The sequence below is a fragment of the Symmachiella dynata genome, assembly GCF_007747995.1.
GTDB lineage: Bacteria > Planctomycetota > Planctomycetia > Planctomycetales > Planctomycetaceae > Symmachiella > Symmachiella dynata.
Map to the genome: position 1 here is coordinate 5,923,982 of NZ_CP036276.1, position 23,838 is coordinate 5,947,819.

Here is a 23,838-nt window from a genome sequence, read left to right on the forward strand (position 1 = left end):
TGATTTTTCAGGCGACCTTGACAGCGTGTGGAAGATTTGTTTATGGATGGCCGGTCAACCCGAGGGCAAGCCAGCCATTGCCCAATGTCATCTTCCGAACGACGCTCGTTTTTCATCATCCTCGATCCGCCAAAACTTTTTGGCCGACCTTGGGAGCGAAACAGCCGCGCATTTTAGCTGCGAACAACTATAAGGCAAGTCCAACACTGGATTTGGGGAAGGAATCACGGCGGTGGCCAAAAAGAAAGTCAAAGGACTGGTGATTGTGGAATCACCGGCAAAGGCCCGCAAGATCAGCGGCTACCTCGGCTCGGACTACATCGTCCTGGCCAGTATGGGGCACGTCCGCGATCTGCCAGCCGGCGCTGCGGAGATTCCGGCCGCTGTCAAGAAAGAACCGTGGTCCACACTGGGAGTGAATGTCGATTCCGAGTTTGAACCGCTGTACATCATCCCTAAAGAAAAGAAAAAAGTCGTCAAGGAACTCAAGGACGCCCTCAAAAACGCCCAAGAGCTGATCATCGCGACGGACGAAGACCGCGAAGGGGAAAGCATTGGATGGCACCTCGTCGAGTTGCTCAAACCCAAGGTCCCCGTCAAACGGATGGTGTTTTCCGAAATCACCAAATCCGCCATCCAAGCCGCCATCGACAACCCCCGCGAAATGGACACCGATCTGGTTTCGGCCCAAGAAACCCGCCGGGTGCTCGATCGCCTTTACGGATATCGTCTCAGCCCACTATTGTGGAAAAAAGTCGCCCCTAAACTCTCCGCCGGCCGCGTCCAATCAGTCGCCGTCCGGGTCCTCGTGCGGCGGGAATTGGAACGCATTGCCTTCCACAGCGGAACCTACTGGGACCTCAAAGCCACACTGAACACATTGCCCGAGGGGCAATTCGACGCCCAATTGTGGACCCTGGGCGGTAAAAGAATCGCTGCAGGTAAGGATTTCGACGAGGCGACCGGAAAACTCAAGCTCGACGTCGATGTCTTGTTGCTCAATGAGAAGGAGTCGCTCGAACTCAAGGACCGGTTGCTCAAAACCGACTGGAACGTCTCCAATATCGAAGAGCGGCAACAGGTCCGCAAACCGTATCCCCCCTTCACCACCAGTACGCTGCAACAAGAAGCCAACCGCAAGCTGAACATGACCGCTCGGCAGACGATGCAAACCGCCCAGCGGTTGTATGAAGCGGGTCATATTACTTACATGCGGACCGACTCGGTCAATCTCTCGACCGAAGCGATCGATGCGGCACGAAATTGCGTCGATACCCGTTACGGACACGAGTACCTCAGCGACGGCCCACGTCAATTTACCTCCAAAAGCAAAAACGCCCAAGAGGCTCACGAAGCCATCCGCCCTGCTGGGACGGAGATGAAAACAGCCGAAGAACTGGGGCTTTCCGGCGGTGAGGGACGCTTGTACGGTCTGATCTGGAAGCGGACCGCTGCCACGCAAATGGCTGAAGCCCGTTTGCGGTTCCAAACCGTGACCATCGCCGCCGATGATGCTGAGTTTCGCGCCACCGGCCGTCACGTCGAATTTCCCGGCTTCTTCCGGGCCTATGTCGAAGGGACCGACGATCCCGAAGCCGCGCTCGACGACCAAGAAAGCAGCCTGCCGCCGATGAAAGAAGCGGACAAACTCCGCTGCGGCGAACTTGAACCGATCGGCCACGAAACCAAACCGCCGGCGCGCTTCACCGAAGCGACGCTCGTGCGGGCGCTGGAAGCAGATGGCATCGGCCGGCCGAGTACCTATGCGTCGATCATCGGCACCATTCAGGACCGGGGTTACGTACGCAAACAGGGCAGCCAATTGGTTCCCACCTTCACGGCGATGGCTGTCACCAAATTGCTGGAACAATACTTCCCCAATCTGGTCGACTACGCCTTCACCGCCAAGATGGAACAAACGCTCGACGACATTTCCAACGGCGAAATCGAATCGCTCCCGTATCTCAAGGAATTTTACGGCGGCGAGGAGGGCTTGGACTCGCAGGTTAAGACCAACGAGGAAAAGATCGATCCCCGCGACATTTGCACGCTGGACCTGGAAGGCATCGAATCGAAGGTCCGCGTCGGTCGTTATGGACCGTATCTACAGAAGGAGCAGGAAGATGGCGAAAACCTAACCGCCTCACTGCCCGCCGAAATTTCTCCCGCCGACATTACCAATGAAATGGCGGAGAAACTGATCAAGCAAAAAATCGAAGGCCCCACGCCAATCGGCATGCACCCCGAAGAGGGACTGCCGATTTTCGTGCTGCACGGACCGTTCGGCTACTACATGCAACTCGGTGAAGTCACCGAGGACGGCCCCAAACCCAAACGGGTCTCGCTGCCCAAAAACGTCGAACCGGAAAATGTCACCCTCCCGCTCGCGATGGACTTACTCAGCCTGCCGCGCACGGTCGGGCAGCATCCGGAAACCGACAAGGTTGTCAAAGCGGGCATTGGACGATTTGGACCGTACGTCCTGCACAACAAGGTGTACGCCTCGATCCCCAAAGAAAAAGATGTGCTCACCATCGGCCTGGAAGATGCCGTTGACCTGATTAAAAATAAAAAAGTACGAGGAGCGGCGACACCGCTGAAAGAACTCGGTCCGCACCCCGAAGATGGCGAAATGGTCGCCGTGTTCGAAGGCCGCTACGGACCTTACGTCAAACACGGAAAAATTAACGCCACGCTCCCCAAAGAAACCGAACCCGATTCGGTCACGCTGGAGCGCGCACTCGACATGATCGCCGAAAAGGCGGCCAAGGGGGGCGGCACGAAGAAGAAAAAGAAGAAAGCCGCCAAGAAAAAGGCAGCGAAGAAAAAGACGACCAAGAAGAAGGCCACCAAAAAGAAAGCGGGTAAAAAGAAAACCACCAAGAAGAAAGCGACCAAGAAAAAAACCGCTTCCTAATTCCAGAGCGACTGCGGTTCGCTCCCCGGTTCCAGCGGGGGGAGTTGACGATCAACGCTCAATCGTTCCCGTATCTGCGTCTGCTTCACCCCAACGCTCCAGCAATGTGTGCGGTACGCCCAGTTGGTCGCAGATCCGCGCCACCACAAAATCGACCAGGTCCGCCATCGAAGTCGGTGCATGATAAAAGCCAGGCATCGCCGGCAAAATCACACCTCCCGCATTGGCCAACCGCGCCATGTTTTCCAGTTGGATCACCCCCAGCGGCGTCTCCCGCGGCACAACAATCAACTTGCGGCGTTCCTTCAGGTGCACGTCAGCAGCGCGGTGTATTAAGTTCGACGACTGCCCGCTGGCAATCGCCGCCAACGTCCCCATCGAACAGGGACAAATCACCATCCCCGACGTTAAGAATGACCCGCTGGCAATCCCCGCATGGAAGTCCTGATGATGATACACACGGAGCGTCCCACGCTGCTCGCTTGATGACTCCAAAGCCGGGAATTGAAACCGACTAAGCACGTCCCCTGCCTGCTGAGCAGAAGGCAACATCGTTTCAATGCGAAATTGATCGGTGTCCAACTGCGGATCCAACTCATCCCGCATCACCAGCGCCGCGGCCGGACTAACCACCACGTGCAATTCGCACCCCGCATCAAGCAACACATCCAACAACCGCAGCGCATAAATCGACCCGCTGGCTCCGGTGAGGGCAATCACGATGGGGGACATAGTTAGAAGGCTCGCGGCTAAGAAATGAGAATAGAAGAACCACGAAAGAAACGAAATGACACGAAAAAGAACCTAAGTTTTTCATCCAAATTTTTGTCTTGAGTTCGATTTCAGCTGTGCAAGGCTATGTTGTTTCCTCTGAAATTATTTCGTGTTTTTCGTTTCTTTCGTGGTTTATCTTTATTGAGCAATCACTAAACGACAACATTCCCGCTACTTGGTCCCCACATACAGCGTGGCAATTCCAAACGTCAACGGTTTGTAAATCACGCTCGCGAGGCCGGCTTGTTTCATCATGGTTGCCAGCGTTTCGCCTTGGGCGAATTCACTGACCGACTGCGGTAAATAATTGTAGGCAAACTGACTGTTGCGGGCCAATAATTGTCCAATCCGCGGCAAGATGTGGCGAAAATACCAGCGATAACAAGCACGAAACAGGCGGTTTTCCGGCATCGAAAACTCGAGCACAACCACCTTTCCCCCCGGCCGGCAGACGCGCGTCATCTCCTGTAATCCCTGCATGGTGTCGGCGACGTTGCGTAGTCCGAATGCGACTGAGACGATTTGAAAACTGTCGTCCGCAAACGGCAGCCGCTGTGCGTCGGCTTCCAGAAATTCAATTCGCGAACCACTGGCCGCTTCCCGTTTTTTATTCGCCAGCACCAACATCTCGTGCGTGAAGTCGCTGCCGATGACAGCAGCGCCTTGCGCCCGTTTCTCGTAGCTAAATGCCAAGTCCCCCGTTCCCGTACAGACGTCCAATATCGGTGCGTCCCCCACCGGCGGCGCCAACCGCACGGCCCGCCAGCGCCAATAAATGTCTGTGCCGCCGGAGAGGAAATGATTCAGAAAATCATAGCGCGGCGATATCTCACCAAACATGCGCCGCACGCGCCCACCGGACTTATCAACTGTCATCTGCCCGTGACCCATGAGACCCTAATTTCGATGTGGTTGGTAGAGCTGTGTTTGTTTGGTGTCTGTCTGTCGCGAGGCTGGTTAGGAACGCCAATCGTACTACATAGAAAGGTGCGTCGCGACGCACCCTACACGCTTACTCCCTCTCCCCCTGGGAGAGGGCTGGGGTGAGGGCTTTCTCTTAACCGCACTGACCAGCGAACCTTCACCGGAAAAAGCGGAGTTTTTTAAACCCCCCGATTCACCCGCCCGTTTTCAGCGTCTGAAACCGCTCCAGCAGGTCCTTCGTCACCGGACCGGGAGTTCCCGAGCCAATCTTGCGGCCGTCCAGGTCGACGACCGGAATCACCTCAGCCGCCGTACCGGTCAGAAAACATTCGTCGGCGATGTAGATGTCGTGGCGGACCATGGCAACTTCTTGGACCGTTAAGCCAGCCTGTCTGGCCAAGCCCATGACGGCTCCCCGCGTAATGCCTTCCAAGATCCCCGCCTCGGGCGGCGGCGTTTTAAGGACACCATCTTTGACGATGAAGATATTATCCCCAGTACATTCCGCCACTTCGCCTTGCGCATTGAGCATCAGTGCTTCGATGCAGCCGGTATCGGTCGCTTCGATTTTGGCCAAGATGTTGTTGAGATAGTTAAGCGACTTGATCCGCGGACTCAGTGCGCCGGCGTGATTGCGGATCGTGCTGGCGGTGACGACCTTCAGTCCGTCGCGGTACATCTCAGGCGGATACAGCGAAATCGTATCGGCGATAATAATCACCTGGGGATCGCTGGTGCGGCGAATATCCAACCCCAACGTCCCGGCCCCCCGCGAGATCACCAGTCGCACATACCCTTCGGTAATCCCATTGGCAGCAACCGTCTTGTTCACCGCTTCGGTCATTTCAGCGGGCGAAAGCGGAATCTCCAGGCGGATCGCTAGCGCGCTCTCATACAGCCGCTCGATGTGTTCGTCCATGAGGAACACCCGCCCATTATAAACGCGGATCCCTTCGAACACGCCATCGCCGTAGAGAAACCCGTGGTCGAAAACGCTCACTTTGGCATCGGCCTTGTCGACGAGTTCGCCGGCGATATAAACCTTCAATGACATCTCGGTACCGCAAATAAAGAGGGGGGAGGAGAATTTGGTAGAATTTGAGACAAACCGGCACGCGAACCGGTTCACTGTTGCCCCGTAGTCTACATAAACAGCGAGACCGGTACCAATCATCGGCACCGGTCTCCTACGACAAATCATCAAATTGTTATCGGGCCTGGCGGAATTCGTGTGGGAGTCTCCGATCCCGCTTTCGACTCCTCCCAGTAACCCTGGCAATTGCCCTCTTTTTGCGTCGAAAGACGCCCTAAGCAGCCTCTGCCAGCTTTTCCAATCGACCTTCCCGGAGTCGCACCGTTCGGCCGGCCTGTTCGGCGATTACGTTGTCGTGAGTCACCATCACGATCGTCAGGCCTTCTTCTTCGTTCAGCTTCCGCAGCAAGTCCATGATCTCGCCGCCGGTGGTTGCGTCCAAATTCCCGGTCGGTTCGTCCGCCAGGAGCACCTCCGGCTTGCCGATCAAGGCCCGGGCGATGGCCGCACGTTGCATTTCTCCACCCGAGAGTTCCGACGGCCGGTGCGTTAACCGATGCGACAAACCGACGCGATCCAGTAACTCGCGGGCCTCGTTTTGAAATTGCTTTTTCCGCCGCAAATAGCCCAGCAACGAATGCCGAATCATCAGCGGTGAAAGCACGTTTTCAATCACGCTCAATTCGGGCAGCAGGTGGTAGAACTGAAAGATGAATCCGAACACCCGGTTGCGGAGTTCGTCGCGGCTTTTGGCCGATAAGTCATCGATGCGTTGGCTGTCGAGGTGAATTTCTCCCACGCTGGGAGCATCCAACAATCCCAGCAGGTGCAGCAACGTGCTCTTGCCGGAGCCCGATTGGCCCACGATGGAGACAAACTCCCCGCGATTCACATCGATGTTCACACCGTGCAATACGGGAATCTTGTGGTCACCCTTGCGGTAAGCCTTTTCCACGGCGATTGCCGCGATATGACGCTGAGGCATTTTAATGATCTCTGCCGTTTCCATGAGGAGTTGTTTCCTGCGGAAGGATTTTTTACCACCCAGTCGTGTCGGGCCAATAGTACAAGCCGCTTATGTCTCAAACGATGGGTGGTTGGACCTGGGGGCGAGCCGGTGCTCGTCCCCAGCCACCCAGTTAAATTCAAACTCATTCATACCGCAGCGACGCCACCGGATGCAGTCGCGATGCGCGTCGTGCCGGCAGGATGCTGGACAACACGGCGATGGCGATGGCACCGACTGCGACCCAAAACACCATCCACGGCTCAATGTTGGTGGGAATTTCCGGGAAATAGTAAATCCGTTCGTCAAACACTTCTTTCCCGGTCAGCCACGTGATCTGTTCTTCAATCCAATTGATTTTCCAGACAATCAGCAATCCCATGCCCACGCCCGCACCAGAACCAACGATACCCAAGCCGAATCCGTAGGCCAGGAAAATCGACATCACACCGCTGGAGCTGGCTCCCAAGGATTTCAGAATGCCGATGTCGCGTGTTTTCTCTACGACGATCATGAAGAAGATCGCCAAAATGCCAAAGCCGGCGACTGCGATGATCAGAAACAGCAACACGTTCAGGATCGCCGATTCCACTTCAACCGCGGCCAACAACGGGCCTTGTTTTTGCTCCCAGGTATGCACGGCGAACCGTCCCGGCTCGAATTCTCCCCGCAACAAACCGACAACGACGGCCGGGTCGGCCGATTCTTTCAATTTGATCTGCACCGATGTCACCGAAGTCAGACCGGTTTGCGGATCAATCATGACGCGTTGTTTTTGCAGGTAATCCAAATTGCAGAAGACCAAGCTGTTGTCATACTCGCTCATGCCGCATTTGAAATAATCAACCACGGTCGCGTCGAAGTGGATTGCCTGAGGAGGCCGCCCGGAACCGACGGTGCTCAGTTGCACGTCATCACCCACGCGAACCATCGGCAGCGTCTTGATTTTTCCGGTCGCTTGATCTTCGTATTTGTATGTCACCAGTTCCGAGCCGATATAGACCCGACCTTCGAGTGGGGACGTCAAATCCTCAGGCTCTTCGTCAAACATTTCGTCGTCGGCGCCAATGAGCTCAGAGCCTGCGAAGAGCTCACTGGCATCCATTGCTCCCGCGTTGTCCACCGGCGATTCGACCGGCTCCAACTCGTTCATCATCCGACTATGTTCCCGCATCCGCATTTCGCTTTCTTTTTGCGCTGTGCGGTACTCTTGATCGTCGGGGTGCAAGTCAAATGAAGCCGGCACGTTCGCCACATAGCGGGGCGGGCCAATCCGGTTCCCTTCTTCATCCCGTTGGGGCATGAAATTGTACAGATGATCGGTCAGCGTCCCCATCTTGGCTTTGGATTCGGGTTCGATGCCGATGATCGTCACCGGTTTGGTGATGTATTGCCCGAATGAGCGAAAGCTGAGCATGCCATACACCTCGACGGTGGGGCTCATCGCCTCAATATGCTCACCCGCCGCATGGCGAATGCGAGCCATGATCCGGTCGGGGTCCTGTTCGCCATCGGCGCTGCCCGTTTCCAGGACCACATCGGCCAGAATGCCGCGAATCCGTTCCTTCATTTGGCTGCTAAACCCGCTCATCACGCTGTTGACGACAATCATCGTCGCCACGCCCAACGTGACACTGACAATGCAGGTCAACGCAATATACCGAGTCCGCAAATAGCGCGTGCAGAGAAGATACTTGTACATGTTTTCGCCAGTCCTTTGGCCATGTGATGAGAAGACATCCCGTCCCCTCGTATTCGTCCGTCGATTCCGCAAATAGTAGTGCGCGAGTCTCCCGCATAGTTGTGCGCGGGTCTCCCGACCCCGCACTTAATCCACAAGTTGTGCGCGGGTCTCCCGACCCCGCACATCGCCCGACCGAAGGTCTCCCACCATTAAACTGAAGGGAACAGACTCAAAACGTCCCCCAGAAAACCAACCGCAACAGGCAAAAAACTCTTTATGTCTCTAGCCACTGGCCACCGGCCACTGACCACTAAAAAACGTTGTACGCAAACAGATACCTAAAACCCCTTACTCCTCAGTACCTTCCGGCCGCAACAACGGGAAATAAATCACGTCCCGAATACTGCGACTATCAGTCAGCAGCATCACCAAACGGTCGATGCCGATTCCCAATCCACCTGCCGGCGGCATGCCGACCTTTAAAGCTTTGATGAATTCATGATCCATCTTCGCCATCGAATCCTCTTCCGTTTGCCCCTGCAATTGCGTGAGGAACAACTCCTCTTGCAAGCGCGGGTCATTCAATTCCGTATACGCGTTCGCCAACTCCATCCCTTTGATGAACAGTTCAAAACGTTCGGCGATTGCGGGGTTGTCTTGTTTGCGTTTGGTCAGCGGACAAATCGAAGCCGGGTAGTCGATCACGAAGACCGGTCCTTGCAGATGATCCTCGACCGTCGCCTCAAAGACGTCGTTGACAATCACATCGGGGTGCTTGTCGGCTGTTTCAATGTGGTGTGTGGCGGCAACCTCGGCGACTGCGGCGCTGTCATGCATATCGCAACCGGCATGTTCAGCGAACAAGTCGGCATAGGTCTTGCGCGGCCAGGGCGGGGTGAAGTCGATCGTCTCTTCGCCCCAAGGCAGCACCATTTCGTCGGAGATTTTTTTCACAGCATCGACGACGATTTTTTCCGTGAGATCCATCATCGATTCGTAGTTACCGTACGCCTGATAAATCTCCGTCATCGTGAATTCCGGATTGTGCGTCGCATCGATCCCTTCGTTGCGAAACACGCGGCCGATTTCAAAAACCCGCTCGACGCCACCGACCATCAACCGCTTCAGGTGCAATTCCAAAGCAATGCGTAAGTACAGATCAATGTCCAGCGCATTGTGATGTGTAATAAACGGCTTCGCTGCCGCACCGCCGGCAATGGCGTGCAGCACGGGGGTTTCGACTTCGACAAATCCCTCGCCCGCCAACGTTTGACGCATCGAGGCAATGATTTCCGTCCGCTTGAGCATCCGCTCAAGGACGCCCTCGTTGTAAATCAAATCGAGGTACCGCTGCCGCAACAAGATCTCAATGTCTTTGACGCCTGAATGTTTCTCCGGCGGTTGTGACAACGACTTGGTCAAGAAGGTGATCGTCTCTACAAAGACGGTCACTTCGCCGGTATTCGTCAACCGCAGCGTGCCGTCCACGCCGATCAAGTCGCCGATATCCAGCGCGCCGATCAATTCCCACTGTTCCTCCGAGACATCCGCCCGGGAGACCATCAGTTGGACCTTGCCGGACCAATCCTGCAGAAAATAGAACTTGAGCTTGCCCTTGTTGTTCCGCGACATCAACCGTCCGGCAATCCGTACCCGTTCGCCAGTCACGCCCGACTCCGCAGGCGCCATGCTGCGGATTTTTTCGATCGGCTGGTGATTATCGAACCGTTGTCCCCACGGATCGATTCCGAGTGACTCGATTTTCTCGAGCTTGACCAGACGATCACGTTCAAAACGGTCCATTTTCTGCTGCTTAGCCATCGATAAGGTGTATCTCAGTCGCGTGCAAATAACAGTGAATTGTTAAGTAAAACGAAGGGCAGGCTCCCGCTTGCCGTCGTTATCGAGCGGACGTTGCTGCCGGGCAGTTGCCCGCATGTCGTCGCGCTGTTTTTGGTCACAAACCGGCCGCGCCGGGCAGTTTTGAGGAGCGGCAACTATCTGCGAAATCACGATCCAGGTCAATGGCAGCCGCGCGGTTCTCGCAAACTGGGCAATTTACCGGTCTTGACCCTGCCCGGCCGTCTCAAAAACCGTTCAACCTGGTGACCAAACTCACGTCGCTGTCCATGCTTTACAGAGATAAGGCACGTCAATCTCCTCCGCACCGATCGTTTTGAGATGGCCTTCCAGATCCGCAAAAAATGCCGCCAATCGCTCTGGACCTGCAATCGTGTTCAATTGATTATTGCTCCGCCACAACTCCAAAAATCGTGCTTTAGACATCCGCACCGTGTGAGGCACACTCAGCGGCGTAACCATCGAGAAATCGCCGGTAGAGACCAACTCCGTTGCCCAGTCCCGCGTGCGATAATCGTGATCAAAATCCGGCACATGCCGACTGAGCGCCTCCTGTACCCAACTGAGGATCTCACTTTGACCGTTATTGCGCTCGTTCCACAACGCAGTGAACCCGCCGCCCGGCCCCAGGATTCTGCGGATTTCGGCCAAACTTTTCGGCACGTCCGCCCAATGGAACGCCTGAGCGGCAAAGCACCATTTTTGAGATGCATCCGGCAGTCCGGTCTGTTCAAACGTCGCTTCCAGCCAAGTGGCCTTGCAGGTTTCTTCGCCGTATTTCCGCATTTCAGCGTTCGGCTCGATGGCCGTCACTTCCAAGCCCTGGTCGAGCAATAACTGCGAAAAAATTCCGGTCCCCGCACCAATGTCGGCCACAGGATCCCCGACCACAAGGTCGGCCTCGTTCAAAATCTCTTCGAGCAACTCGACCGGATACGATGGCCGGGACAATCGATAGGCCGCCGCCTGTTTTGTGAAATCTCCCCACGCCATTGCTCGCCCTCCCCTTTGCTTCAGCCTGCAGATCCGCCATCCGACGACAACTCACTCGTCACATGCGCGATCAATTCTGCTTCGGGAACCGTTTGTTGCTCGCCGCTCTGCAGATTCTTGACTTGCCAGTTCCCGACAGCGAATTCGTCGCCGCCGGCAATGATCGCCAGTTGAAACCCTTTGCGATTGGCATATTTCATCTGCTTGCCCACCCCTTTGGGATCGACGTACACCTCGGTGGAAATTCCGGCAGCTCGCAACTCACGGCCGATCCGCAAATACTCGCCACTCTTTTCCGCATCGAACAATATCACCAGCACCGGCGCCGGCGTTGAGATGCCGGGCAACATTTTCAATTCTTCCATTGCCGCCAACAACCGGTCCAGTCCCAGGCTCGCCCCGACTCCCGGCAATGCCTGTTTGCTGAACAGTCCGGTCAGATTGTCGTAGCGTCCTCCGGAGCAAATACTGCCGATCCCCGGCAGGTCGCCCAGAAACGTCTCGTAAATCGTCCCGGTATAATAGTCCAGTCCGCGAGCGATGGTGACATCCAGCGCGATCCGCTCAGCCGGAATCCCCGCCCGTGCAGCGCAACGAAACAACTCGTGCAGATTGTGTACGCCCAATTCGCCCCGCTCATTGCCGGCCAGCAATGTGGACAATTCGGACATCACCGTTTCGGTGTCCCCTTCGGTCGTGACCAGTTTGAGGACTTGTTGTGCCTGATCATTGGAGAGACCGACCTTTTCGGTCAATTCAGCAGAGACACCGTCGGCACCAATTTTTTGCAATTTATCCAACGCGCGGAGCACGCCGACCGATTGCTCAGCCAGATCGAGTTTCTCCAGCAATCCGTTGAGTACCAACCGGTTGTTCACGCGGGTCGTAAATTTTTCAAACCCGATCGCACACAACAAGTCGTGAATCACCAGCAGCGTTTCAATGTCGGCGATGTTGGCGGCGGTGCCGATCGTGTCGAAGTCGCACTGCATGAATTCACGGTAACGTCCCTTTTGCGGATTTTCGCCCCGCCAAACCGTCCCAATGTGGTACCGCTTAAACGGCGTCCCGATATCATTGAGGTGCTGCGACGTAAAGCGCGCGAAGGGGACGGTCAGGTCGAACCGCATCGCCACGTCCCGTTTGCCTTGATCCTGAAACCGGAAGACCTGCTTGTCCGACTCGTCTCCCCCCTTGCCCAGCAAAATCTCCGCATATTCCAGCGCCGGTGTATCGATCGGGCTGAAGCCGTAACTGCGATAGACCTCGCGAGCCGTCTGCATCAGTGCTTCGCGCGGAATCATCGCCCCAGGAAGGTAGTCGCGAAAACCCTTGAGGACTCGGGGTTGAATGAGTTGTTGTTTCACGGGTATGCGGGATATTTCAAGGCTGTAAAAAAACGTCCGGCAAAGCCGGAGGCGGAAAAGTTTGCGAGGTCAGCAGTGCCACGGTGATCAAACACCGCTCAATAATCAGACACCGCTTAGCAGCGGAAGTTCGACGGTCATGGTCGGCGAATACGGTTTCTTCTTCTTCCGCGGCGGCAACACGGCTTCGGCGTATTCCCAGATCTGCTCGGGGGATTCGAAGAACTTGTCGTAGACCGAGTCATTGTCGTATTCGCAATCGTCGGTCGTGTACGAACGGCAGATCGCTGGTCGGTCCTCGTAAATGCCGCACATGTGATCGTCACGCAGGTATTTACAATCCGCATGGACCATCAAATACCACGTCCCCTCATCCACAAAGATCGAGATCCGTCCGTGCGTCATGTACCAGCGAATGCCGTCGAAATCCTCCCAGGTTTTGGGTTTGTCGATCGGCAATGCGAAATACCGGCAGCATTTGGCGGTGCAATAGCTACACAGGACTTCGTCCGGTTTGAGATCCTTGCGTTGGACTTGTGCAACAGGCATGGTCGCTCCGTCGATTGTGAAGTGTGAAAATATCGTTCTTGCCGAACAACCTGGGCCAATCCCCTCATTTTCTGATGCCCGCAATCGGCCGGCCGATTGGTCCCATTGCTAACGATTATAACGACTTGCGCGATCAGTGTGTACTTTCCGGACGTCGCGAATGTGCGGCAATCTCTGAAACGTATGAATCGCACCGCTCATAATCGCCTGATTCGTCAATGGATCGAGCGCGCGCATTCACGTTCCCCGCCCGATCCCCCGATAGACTAAAAACCACTCCCGGTAACTGGCTTTCTCTCTGTCGTCAGACCCAGAGTCCCCGCCGATGAGGTCCGGATTTACCGTCGGGACCTGTTAATCCGGTCCTTGCGGCAAACTCCGGCTCAAATCCCGTAGGACCGGGTTTCTGCTTGACCGGCCGCGCCGGGGACCTTTATGATGGACAAACTGGGAAATTTTCGGTCGTAGTTCTCGTATTTAAGGAGAGGGCTGCGCGCGAGGCCTCCCTTCGAAAACGCACTCATGACACTCACAAGGCTTGGTCGTTTCCGCAATCGTCCCGCGGAATGGCACCCTGCCTTCGTGACATCGAGGAATCTCTGATGCACACCTTTGGTAAAGTTTGTCTATGGTTCGCTGTGGTGGTTTGTATTCCCACGGCGATGTGGTTCACCGCCAAGGTCTACACAGCCCGCGCCGGATATATCAAGCAGAAGGTCGACTTAGAAGCCAAGATCGAAAAAAATGCGGCGGAGCTGACCGACCTGCGATTGAAAACACGCACCACCCTTCGCGAACTGACGCACGAAAAATTGCGCTGGGCACCGTACTGGAACGACGTCGCTGTGGAAGTTCGTCAGGATAATTCGGTCACCATCGACATCGGCTCGGAAAACGGCCTGAATGCCACAGTCGGCGAGGGCGAAGCCGGCACGCAAAACCTCGTGCATTGTTTTCAGCCCGGCGAAAATGGGCAGATGGAATATGTGGGTGACTTTCGCGTGACCGCCTTAGAGGCCAACCGCGCTATGCTGGCTCCCAACTGGACGCTGCAAGACGGAGAAAGCGACAGCTGGGATGCGTCACAACAATGGCGGCTGCGGGCGATGATTCCCTCCAGTTATTTCGCCCGCTTCAACGGACTCGAATTGCAACTCAACTCGAATGACGAGTTATTGGCCTCGAAACTCGAAGACCTGGAAGAACAACTCCAACTGCTGAAGATTGCCGAAGAGCGCCTCGCACACCGGATCGCCGAAATCGAAGGTCCTCAAGGGGATGTCGCCGAAGCCGACAAACGCCCTCGTGAGGATGTCGTCGGCTTGCTGACCACACTCGAAGAATACGAAGAAATCCGCAACGCCATCATCGCCAAATCGGACGAACGCCGTCGCATCCTGCTGAGAACCCTGGAGGACTTCGAACGGACTCAAACAGAAAACCTGCACGTCGTCGACAGCCTACCTGAAGGTGAAAAGACCAGCACGGATGCCACCGAAGCTGCCGCCGATCCATCCACGGTCAGCCGATAAGCAAACGGTTCTCCGCGCACGATTCATGCCGCTAACACACCATGCACGTTCGGATATCACATCCGGCCGTGCATTTCTCATGCGCCGGGTGCCACTGGCGGCTTGTCCGCCAGTGCCGTATCAGCCTGGGTTTTCTGTGCTCAGCGACGTCGGTCCACGTGCCCACTGACGGACGAGCCGCCAATGCCCCCCCTTGGAGACGACCGAATGCTTAATGATAAACAGTCGTGCTAAATCCAATGCGAATCCGGATAATGCCGCTTCAAAACATGCCCCCGCAACAATATCAACAGCACCAAGATCAGGGCCTTGTAGACGATCAACCACGTGTACAACCCTTGGGCTTCGACAAAATCGCCAATGCCGAACAGAAAAAATGCCACCGCATAGGCCACTTCCCACAGTGATCGTTGATTCAACAAAAACCGCCGTGCGACGATCACACCCAAAAAGCACCACAGCGCCCCCTCGGCCACGTTGAACCAATGATAGACGACATGCACAGTGGAACTCGGATCGTAGTCCCACCATTGCCTGCTCAAAATGTCTTGTAGTGATTGCAACATCGATTTAGTTTCTTGATGAGGCGCCGCCTGGATCCAACAAGTCGTCGAAATAATCAGGCAATTCCGCCGTGACGGTTAGCATTTCCCGGCGTGTCGGATGTTCAAAAGTCAGCGAAGCAGCATGCAAGGCAATCTTGCCTCCCAGCCCCACGCGCGCGCCATATTTGCGGTCCCCGACGATCGGCATCTTTCGGGAGGACAATTGGACTCGAATTTGATGGCTTCGCCCCGTGAGCGGTCGAACCTCCAGCAATGTCCGTCCGCCGCTGCGCTTCAATACGCGATACCGCAATCGCGATTGCTTGCCCCCGGTAGCGCCCGGTTCGGTGACGCTGACGACATTCCGTGCTTCGTCCTTCTTCAGCCAGTCCACAAGTTCCGCATCACCGGGACCGGAATTCCCCTCGACGATTGCCAGATAGGTCTTCTCAATCGTGCGGTCGCGAAACTGCTTCGTCAACCGCGCCGCCGCTTTGCTGGTCCGCGCGAAAAGCACGACCCCCGACGTCGGTCGATCCAACCGTTGCACGATTCCCAAATAAACATTGCCCGGCTTCCCATACGTCTGTTTGACGTATGCCTTAGATCGCGCCAACAGCGTATCGTCACCGGTCCGATCACCAGCCGTCAATAATTTGGCCGGTTTGGCTACGGCGAGACAATGATTGTCCGCGTACAAAATTTCTAGTGGTGCCGTGTTCACTTCGGGAGGGCGCAGAAGCGCATCTGTGGTTTTTTGGATGATCGAAAGGATCATATCGACCGGCGCGTTCTCCGAATAGTGGGGCATCGTTTTCCCAGTTCACCGTACCCAACTGCGACGCGCGGGTCGTCGCATTGCTGGCTCAAATTGTGTATGCTCAATCCCGCGCTGCATCGCCTGTTTCAACGCTGGCCCGGGGGAGATAGTTCATGAAAATCCGCAATCAGGATCCAAAATCAGGGAGATGTTGCTCAGCTGTGGCCTGCGCAGCCTCTTCTGCGCCCCACAGGTCGCGATCTCGCAAAAACCAACGGCTGCGGGCCATCACCTGCGCGCTGGCCGTCATGGCGATTTTGGGAACCATACTTTGGCACCAATCCTGGGCCGCCGCTCCGACCGCCGCCAACGCCTATCAAGGTCTGGTCCCCGCCAACGCCTATCAAGGTCTGGTCCCCGGCAACGCCACCCTCAGCGACGTGCTCGCCAAACTGGGGCCCTCCCCCCTCGAAACGCCTAGCAAAACCGACCTGCGTTACCCGGTTGCGGGCCGGCCGGAGTTGAATGACCGCTGCTATTTCCAAAACAACAAACTGGCGCTCGTCACGTCCGCCTCACCCGATTCCCGTTATCCCACCCGTGAAAGCATTGTCGAAAAATTCGGCAAACCGGAAGCGGAAATCTCCTTCCAAACCCAATCGTATTTGGACTACACCCAACAGGGGCTACGGTTCATCTGCGATGCAACCGGCAATACCACCGGCGTGCTGTACTTCACGCCGCACCCCCGCCGCATTCCTGAAGGCTATCCCAACGTCCACGTCGATCTGCGCCGCGCAGAAACCGATCCGCCCCAAGCCACAACCCCTCCCGCCGATTTTCTCGTGGGAGCGTCGCAGGTTTCCATCGCTCCAAAAAAATTCGAAGACATCGCGCCGGACAACGACCAAAAGCCGACGCACCTAGCCGAAGACCTTTTCGCACGTGCGGTCATCTTCCAACGCGGCGACGAGCGCGTCGTTTTCATTGGGTTAGATGTCTTCGGCATGGGCATGTGGGACGTCGACACGGTTCGCGAACGACTGCGTGAAAAAGGCTTTCCGAATGTCGTGGTCGCTATGTCCCACACGCACGCCAACGTCGACACGATCGGATTTTACGGCTACTACCCGGCTGAATACGTCAAACAGATCTTGGCACAAACCGAACAAGCCGTCATGCAAGCGGCGAAGAATTTGTCTCCCGTTGCGGAACTGAAAATCGGCTCGGCCGAAATGCCGCTGGCTGGGGGACGTGTGGTGGATTTGATCCGCAATGGTCGCGACCCCGGCGTGGTCGACCCCACGGTTTCCATCGTGCAAGCCATTGGTAAAGACGGAAAACCAATCGCCAATCTCATCCATCTCGCCTGTCATCCCGAAGTGATCCGGCTCCGCGATACGCGAGGGCTTTCGCCCGATTTTGTGGGCACGCTCTGCAACGACGTCACTCGCGAACTTGGTGGCCAAACCGTGTTTCTAAACGGAGCGCTGGGTGGCATGCTGACGCCCGACACGCGACTTCGCACGCAAGCCGCCGCTGAGGAAATGGGGCACGCGCTGGCCAAGTTCGTCGTCGCTGCCGCCGAAAACGCAGTCCCCAGCGAAACCTACGACGTCTGGCTGTATCGCCGCCCCGTGGAATATCCAGTCACTGCCGAGGCGATCATACAGTACCTGGAAAAAGCCGCCCCCAAAGCAGATTTTGCACAACATCGCATCCGCAGCGAGATGAATTTGGTTTGGATCGGCGATGCACAATTCATCACCATCCCGGGAGAACTCCTGCCTGACCTCGGCTTAGAGATCATGTCCCACATGCCGGGCAAGCTGCGTATGATTGTCGGACTAGCCAATGCCGAACTTGGATACTTGATCCCCAGCTATGACTTCCGCGACGGCGGCTACGAAGAACGGACCGGCCCCGGCGCCGCCGGCGGAGCAATCACCCGTTCGGTCGGTTTAGAACTAGCCCCCATCCTGCCACCACAGCGGCGTTAAATATTGAATCGGCAAAACGAGGACGGCGGAGTCGCCGCCGAGTTATTTTCTCACCATACACCGCATGACCAACTGCCAGAGAGGTTTTTTATAATGTCGAAAACCATCAGTTTGTTTCTTGTCATCATTTGCGGACTGACTGCTGCTGCTCGCGCGGAATCTAAATTCGCGGCAGAGTTCGTGTTTCCACTGAACGCCGAACACAATCATGCGCCGGCGATTGTGGAATGCCCCAATGGCGACCTGCTGGCTTCGTGGTATCGCGGTTCGGGAGAACGCAGCGCCGACGATGTCCGGGTTTTGGGCGCTCGTCTGCGGAAAGGGGAAACCAAATGGAGCCCCGAGTTTTTAATGGCCGATACACCCGGCTTTCCCGACTGCAATACAGCCATGATGATCGACAAAGACAAAAAGTTGTGGCTGTTCTGGCCCACGATTCTGGCCAACACCTGGGAATCGGCCGTAACCAATTACATGACCTCAACCGACTACGAAGGAGAAGGAGCTCCCCGCTGGGATTGGAAAGACCAAATCTACCTCAAGCCGCAGGACTTCAAAGACGAGTTTCTGGATCACGTCAACAACCACCTGGGTAACAAGCAACCCCTCTCCAAAAAACAACTGGGGTTCCTGCAATTGGCCAAAGACACCGCCGGCGAAAAAATGTATCAGCGACTGGGATGGATGCCCCGTTGCAAACCCACCGTTCTGAAAAGCGGACGGATTTTGATGCCACTGTATACCGACACCTACTCCATCTCGATCATGGCGGTCAGCGACGACGATGGAAAAACCTGGTATGCCAGCGGGCCGATAATCGACTACGGCAACATTCAGCCGGCCGTTTTGCAGCGTGATGACGGTACGGTCGTTGCCTATATGCGGGAGAACGGATTTCAAGAAAACATCAGAATCTCGGAATCCACCGACGACGGCCTCACCTGGGGACCGGTGAAAAACTCCGCTCTCCCTAATCCAGGCTCCGGTCTAGACGCCGTCCGTCTCGAAAATGGCCATTGGGTCATGATCTACAACGATTCCACCCGCGACCGCAATAGCCTGGCTGTCTCGCTGTCTGAAGACGAAGGCCGCACTTGGCGTTGGACGCGGCACCTGGAACAGCACGAAGCGGGACGGTACCATTATCCGGCCATCATTCAGGCCGCTGACGGCACAATTCACGCAATTTACACGTATTCTGTCGCCGACGGCAAAACCATGAAGCATGCGGCATTCGATGAAGATTGGATCAAGGAGGGGGATTGAAGCCCCTCTCCCCGCCCTGGAGGCGAAATATCCGTTTTTTTGAGCACCGTCGAGTTCCTGGATCTGGTAGACTGGTGATTAGCAAGTTGTGGGGCAGGATGCCTATGATGAATAGCTGTTCAGGATGACGCGGCACCCTTAATACGGATCCGCTTATACTAATAATCGTTTCAAACCCCAGTTGCGCTTGTTCTCGAAACTTTCAGATCCGTGCCTGTGGGACTCGTCAGAGGGTTTTGAAACGACTTGAAAAGAATTCAGAGTGCGGTGAGTCGATGCCACTGAAAGTACGATGTCCAGGTTGTGAAAAGGTTCTCAACGTGCCTGATACGGCGCGGGGGAAAGCGGTCCGTTGCCCGAAGTGCGAGACCAAGGTCAAAATTCCCGCCGCGACCAAAAAACGCCGCGTTCGGCAGACCGCCCCGGACAGCGCGGATGACTTGTTGAACCTGAATCTCCGAGAAGCGGAAGATGCGCACGCGCGGATCTGTCCAGCTTGCGGCGCAGCAGCCGCTATCGAGGATATCAACTGCTCCGAATGCGGAGTCGATTTGATCACCGGCCAGATCGCCGAAAAAGAATCAGCGCGACGCCGCCGTGGTGCTCCCGACCCGGCCTTGTATTACCGGGCCGCGTGGGTTGAATCCTGGAATTTCATGACTCGCTACAAGGGTCTCGCCGGACGCACATTCTTGTATTGGATCTTGTTTTCCATTGTGCTCGCCGGTTGCTTGTTCATGGTGGATTTCTGCGAACGGACGCCACCCAAAATGTTTTGGGTCGCATTTAGCATCGTGGCTGGCATGGTCTATCCCGGCTGGTTGTGGAACCTGACGATGAAAGTCATCGTGGCAACCGCGGCGAAAAAAAAATCGTTGGGTAGAATCAACTTTGATATTTTTCTCAACATCGCTCTCGGATTTAAATGGTGTTTGTGGGCAATCGCGTTTTTTACGCCGGCCGTGGTCTTCGCTGCTCCACTCCTGCTGCTAGATGTCCGAGCCTATTGGGCCGGATTGGCAATGACCATCCTCCTCACATTGGCGGTGGTCCCCACAGCCTTGGGGCACATGGCGATGCCAGTCACCTGGAAAGCTTGGCTTTCACCGATTCTGTTTCAGATTACGTTTCAGCACATTGGACATTCGGTCTGGTGGGTCTTGGTACTGCTGACGGTCCTGGCCGTCTGTTTCTCTCCGTTGGCCATCGCTGCAGGAGTTTACCACGCTGAAGTCACCGCTTTGATGCAAGGGGAATTCATAGCCTCCCCCATGACAGTATATGGGATCCTTGGTGGTGCTGCGGCCGTCTCGCATTTATTGCTGGGCTTCGGTGCCCTCATGCTCATGCGGTCCACCGGCCTGTTCGTTTTCTACAACAAATCAAGTCTGGAATTAATCACCCGGATCGAAGAGCAGAAATACGTTCCCAAGGGAACGCGGCTGGAGGATATCGATTCGATTCAGGAAGGCCCGACCGCCAAGGGAGTTGCGATCGGTGTGAGTTTAGCCTTTGTCTTCGGCGCCATCTTTGGAATCATTTTTGGATTGGTAGCTACCGAAGGCACGATACTAGCCGGGATGGGTATGGGGATTTTGTTGGCGGGAATGCTTGTCTCCCTGACTGGACGGATCATGATTATTATCGCTTCGTTCAACGATAGTGTCGTCTGGGGCCTGATCGTGTTCTGGGTGCCATTCGGCGACTTTGCCTATCTAGCGATGAACTTCAACGATGCGAAATGGCCAATTGCGATTCAAATCATCGGTGGCATTTTTTATGCAATCGGATTTGTCTTGAGCTTAATGTGATGTCACAGACTGCCCGTTGGCCGGTTCCCCGGGCAGTCGCAGACACGGGCTGTGGCGTACAGTTGAAGTTTTTGATTCCGCCCGTAAAATGAACGGCGGTTTACCTCCCGCTCAGCGATCCCGCGAGACTCGTGGGCCGAACGAGCGGACACCCAACCTATTCCCACCCGACGGAAATGCCTGACCGAATTTGATTCGGTGGCATGCGGTGCGGTGTCCGCGGCAATCGTTGCCGGCGCTTCCCTCGTTCCCGTTTACCCTCGGCACTGGCTCCGCGCCAACACCCCAGTTCGCGCAGACTGCCGGGAGCAAACACAACCCCCTCAGAGGTGAGTTATGTCCAAAGATCTCTTTGACGAAAGCACAATGAGTTTCGGCGAACACCTGGAGGCGCTCCGCACGCACCTCTGGAAGGCCCTCATCGGCCTCGTGATCGGCGTGATCGCCTCGTTAGCCTACAGCAAACCGATCATCGACATGGTTCGTGCCCCCATCGACAATGCACTTGCGGCTTACGGTCAACCGGTCGAGGACGGCCCTAGCAAGTCATTCTGGGAAACCACCAAGGCCTACTTCGGAGAGGAGACCGAGGAACCTACGGAACCTCCCACTCAACCCGAGGAAACTGACGATGCACAAGTGGTCTCTATTCAGGTCGACGCGCTCGAGTTGCAGCGGGGACTGCACGAAGCCGATCCTCAGCACTATCCGGCCCCGTCGGATGACGCCAAATCGGTGATGATCCAATTGGCAGCATCGATTTCCGGTTTGCCAAAAATTATCGACGACGCTCAGCAGCTCAAACCGATCACCATCAACGTTCAAGAAGCGTTTTTTACCTACGTCAAAGTCGCCATGATTTCCGGACTGGTCCTTTCCAGTCCGTGGGTCTTCTATCAACTTTGGTTGTTCGTCGCCGCTGGTTTGTATCCCCACGAACGCAAATGGGTCTATCGGTTTCTGCCGATGAGTTTAGGATTATTCCTAGGCGGAGCTGCCTTTTGCTTTTTCTTGGTCATCCCGGTCGTGTTGGAGTTCCTACTGAGCTTCAACTTGTGGCTGGGGCTGCTGCCGCAGATTCGTATGTCGGAGTGGATCAGCTTTGCCGTGACATTGCCGTTGATGTTCGGCATCAGCTTTCAATTGCCGCTGGTCATGCTGTTTATGGAGCGGATCTCGATCTTTTCAGCCGATGATTATCGCGAAAAACGCCGCATCTCCACCCTGGTGATCGCCGTATTGTCGATGTTGCTCACTCCAGCCGACCCCACGAGCATGTTGTTGATGATGATCCCACTCTTAGTGCTGTACCAGTTTGGAATCTGGCTGTGCGGCTTCCAAGCCCCATCGGCTAGCCCGTATGCCGAAGAATAGCCCGGAATGAGACAGCAGCGGAGATTTTAGGCCGGCGTCGATGCCGTTAGGGCGACAGCGCACTGCCAATTTGTTGAAACCACCGAACCTATAGACACCAAACAACTTTCACACGGGGTGCCACTGGCGTACGCGGGGTGCCACTGGCGACTCGTCCGCCAGTGCAGAGTCAGGACGAGTGTTCCATGCAAATCGACGTCAAACGACGTGCGCCCTGTTGGGCAAGCCAGCCGAATCGCCCTAAACATGAACTGAGAACGCTAGAACCCAGCAATGCAGCATTAGGCGGTGACCGCAGTCTGCTTAGAGGATGACTTTTCCGCTTCGTTGGAAGTCACCGGTGCCGTGAACGATTGCAAGAACAGCATGATTGCTCCGGCGACCAAAAACACATCGGCGAAATTATACGTCGCCCAGTGCAGATCGTTGAGCGGCGTGAAACTTGCCAAAGGCAAATTCATCTGCAAGAAGTCCCGCACGCCATGCAACGGTTCTCCCGTCGCGCGATCGACGCAGCCGTGCAAATACAGCCGGTCGTAGAGATTTCCCAGCGTTCCGACCATCACAAATGCGAGTGTGATCGTCAGCCACAGACTGCTGGCCGCGCCCCGTACAAACAGCCAATAGCAAATCCCCACGATCGCCGCGAGTCCCACGATGGCAAACAGCCACCCCAAGCCTTGGCCCATGCCCCACAGAGCGCCTTGATTGAAGGTTGTGTGCAAGTAGAAGACGTCTTTGCCGTCATATTGCAGCCAGGGCTGGCTTTGCCCGTTCGGGTAGCCTAAGTCCCTAAAAACCCACCACTTAGAGATCAAATCCCAAGCCGTACCACAGACGACTATCAACCAAAACCAGACGTGTCTGTTTGTGGGTACGGTATTCATTTAGTGGAACTGCTCGAGTTTGCTTTCACAGTCAATGCAATTCCGCGCGAACGGAATCGCTCGCAGGCGGGTTTTGCGGATAATCGATTTGGCGGGGGTTTTACCATCTTCCTGGCATTTTTCGCAAGTGCCATATGTCCCCTCGTCAATCCGCTGCAGCGCGATATCGATGGCTTTGAGTGTTTCCTGGTCATTTTCAACCAAGGAGAGCGCAAAGTCCTGTTCAAAGGTATCGCTGCCAAGCTCCGCCATATGCGTCGGGCTTTTAGAGCCATTTCCCATATCTTCGCGCCCGGATCCGAGCGCTTCGCTGGTCAATTGGCGAACATCTCCCCGCAGACGGGCGCGCATTGCCGTCAACAAGGTCTTAAACTCCATCATCTCCGGTTTTTTCATATTTGCACCAAAATCTCGGGGCCGGGTCAGTCTATTGAAGCGGGCTAATTATGCTCTTCCGAAACTGTCCGGTCAAGGGCCACATATTCACTTTGGTTTATTTGTGCCTCCAGTAAACGAAGTCAACTCGCAAATTGTTGTCCCAGAATGTGCGACATGT

20 protein-coding genes are annotated in these 23,838 nt (G+C 55.6%); 6 read left to right on the forward strand and 14 right to left on the reverse strand.

The genetic code is table 11. The annotated features are described in order from the left end of the window. Window positions 1-232: 232 nt before the first annotated feature. Complete coding sequence (gene topA, locus Mal52_RS22485; protein WP_145378769.1) at window positions 233-2,917, forward strand: type I DNA topoisomerase; 2,685 nt, start codon at window positions 233-235, stop codon at window positions 2,915-2,917. Window positions 2,918-2,968: 51 nt separating this feature from the next. Here the strand turns inward: topA and Mal52_RS22490 are convergent, their stop codons facing one another. From Mal52_RS22490 to Mal52_RS22530, 9 genes are all read right to left on the reverse strand, one after another. After that, entirely contained in the window at window positions 2,969-3,649 is a 681-nt protein-coding gene (locus tag Mal52_RS22490; RefSeq protein WP_145378770.1) for a UbiX family flavin prenyltransferase, read from the reverse strand. Window positions 3,650-3,862: 213 nt separating this feature from the next. Continuing rightward, complete coding sequence (gene ubiE, locus Mal52_RS22495; protein WP_145378771.1) at window positions 3,863-4,567, reverse strand: bifunctional demethylmenaquinone methyltransferase/2-methoxy-6-polyprenyl-1,4-benzoquinol methylase UbiE; 705 nt, start codon at window positions 4,565-4,567, stop codon at window positions 3,863-3,865. Window positions 4,568-4,808: 241 nt separating this feature from the next. Beyond that, on the reverse strand, window positions 4,809-5,669 hold the full coding sequence (ilvE, locus tag Mal52_RS22500) for a branched-chain-amino-acid transaminase (protein ID WP_145378772.1): 861 nt from the start codon (window positions 5,667-5,669) through the stop codon (window positions 4,809-4,811). Between the two features lie 253 nt (window positions 5,670-5,922). Next, window positions 5,923-6,657 carry an ABC transporter ATP-binding protein gene (locus Mal52_RS22505; protein WP_231962416.1) on the reverse strand — a complete coding sequence of 245 codons (735 nt, stop codon included), beginning with the start codon at window positions 6,655-6,657 and terminating at the stop codon, window positions 5,923-5,925. A gap of 142 nt (window positions 6,658-6,799) precedes the next feature. After that, entirely contained in the window at window positions 6,800-8,356 is a 1,557-nt protein-coding gene (locus Mal52_RS22510; RefSeq protein ID WP_145378773.1) for an ABC transporter permease, read from the reverse strand. Between the two features lie 330 nt (window positions 8,357-8,686). Beyond that, window positions 8,687-10,141: a lysine--tRNA ligase gene (gene lysS, locus Mal52_RS22515; RefSeq protein ID WP_231962417.1), complete on the reverse strand. Its 1,455-nt coding sequence runs from the start codon at window positions 10,139-10,141 to the stop codon at window positions 8,687-8,689. Between the two features lie 312 nt (window positions 10,142-10,453). After that, a complete protein-coding gene (locus tag Mal52_RS22520) occupies window positions 10,454-11,191 on the reverse strand; it encodes a class I SAM-dependent methyltransferase (RefSeq protein ID WP_145378775.1) in 738 nt (245 codons plus the stop codon). Between the two features lie 20 nt (window positions 11,192-11,211). Continuing rightward, on the reverse strand, window positions 11,212-12,564 hold the full coding sequence (hisS, locus tag Mal52_RS22525) for a histidine--tRNA ligase (RefSeq protein WP_420824958.1): 1,353 nt from the start codon (window positions 12,562-12,564) through the stop codon (window positions 11,212-11,214). Window positions 12,565-12,663: 99 nt separating this feature from the next. After that, on the reverse strand, window positions 12,664-13,107 hold the full coding sequence (locus Mal52_RS22530) for a YkgJ family cysteine cluster protein (RefSeq protein ID WP_145378776.1): 444 nt from the start codon (window positions 13,105-13,107) through the stop codon (window positions 12,664-12,666). 602 nt (window positions 13,108-13,709) lie between these two features. Here Mal52_RS22530 and Mal52_RS22535 point away from each other — a divergent pair. After that, entirely contained in the window at window positions 13,710-14,639 is a 930-nt protein-coding gene (locus Mal52_RS22535) for a hypothetical protein (RefSeq protein WP_145378777.1), read from the forward strand. 230 nt (window positions 14,640-14,869) lie between these two features. Here Mal52_RS22535 and Mal52_RS22540 read toward each other — a convergent pair whose 3' ends face one another. The 3 genes from Mal52_RS22540 to Mal52_RS29955 form a co-directional block, all read right to left on the reverse strand. Continuing rightward, complete coding sequence (locus Mal52_RS22540) at window positions 14,870-15,205, reverse strand: hypothetical protein (RefSeq protein WP_145378778.1); 336 nt, start codon at window positions 15,203-15,205, stop codon at window positions 14,870-14,872. Window positions 15,206-15,209: 4 nt separating this feature from the next. Beyond that, a complete protein-coding gene (locus tag Mal52_RS22545) occupies window positions 15,210-15,995 on the reverse strand; it encodes an RluA family pseudouridine synthase (RefSeq protein ID WP_231962419.1) in 786 nt (261 codons plus the stop codon). Between the two features lie 136 nt (window positions 15,996-16,131). After that, the gene (locus tag Mal52_RS29955) at window positions 16,132-16,272 is read right to left on the reverse strand and encodes a hypothetical protein (protein ID WP_197534403.1); all 141 of its coding nucleotides are present in this window, start codon (window positions 16,270-16,272) and stop codon (window positions 16,132-16,134) included. On the opposite strand from Mal52_RS29955, the gene Mal52_RS22550 reads away from it, so the two are divergent. The 4 genes from Mal52_RS22550 (at window position 16,253) to tatC (ending at window position 22,395) form a co-directional block, all read left to right on the forward strand. Beyond that, entirely contained in the window at window positions 16,253-17,944 is a 1,692-nt protein-coding gene (locus Mal52_RS22550) for a hypothetical protein (RefSeq protein WP_145378779.1), read from the forward strand. The genes Mal52_RS29955 and Mal52_RS22550 overlap by 20 nt on opposite strands. Before the next feature lie 93 nt (window positions 17,945-18,037). Next, window positions 18,038-19,210: a sialidase family protein gene (locus Mal52_RS22555; protein WP_145378780.1), complete on the forward strand. Its 1,173-nt coding sequence runs from the start codon at window positions 18,038-18,040 to the stop codon at window positions 19,208-19,210. 320 nt (window positions 19,211-19,530) lie between these two features. Continuing rightward, complete coding sequence (locus Mal52_RS22560; protein WP_145378781.1) at window positions 19,531-21,021, forward strand: zinc ribbon domain-containing protein; 1,491 nt, start codon at window positions 19,531-19,533, stop codon at window positions 21,019-21,021. A 336-nt stretch (window positions 21,022-21,357) separates the two neighbouring features. After that, window positions 21,358-22,395 carry a twin-arginine translocase subunit TatC gene (tatC, locus tag Mal52_RS22565; protein ID WP_145378782.1) on the forward strand — a complete coding sequence of 346 codons (1,038 nt, stop codon included), beginning with the start codon at window positions 21,358-21,360 and terminating at the stop codon, window positions 22,393-22,395. A 281-nt stretch (window positions 22,396-22,676) separates the two neighbouring features. Here tatC and Mal52_RS22570 read toward each other — a convergent pair whose 3' ends face one another. Both Mal52_RS22570 and Mal52_RS22575 read right to left on the reverse strand, forming a co-directional pair. After that, on the reverse strand, window positions 22,677-23,282 hold the full coding sequence (locus Mal52_RS22570) for a signal peptidase II (RefSeq protein ID WP_145378783.1): 606 nt from the start codon (window positions 23,280-23,282) through the stop codon (window positions 22,677-22,679). Continuing rightward, window positions 23,283-23,678 carry a TraR/DksA family transcriptional regulator gene (locus tag Mal52_RS22575; protein ID WP_145378784.1) on the reverse strand — a complete coding sequence of 132 codons (396 nt, stop codon included), beginning with the start codon at window positions 23,676-23,678 and terminating at the stop codon, window positions 23,283-23,285. It abuts the gene before it with no gap. Window positions 23,679-23,838: the final 160 nt, after the last annotated feature.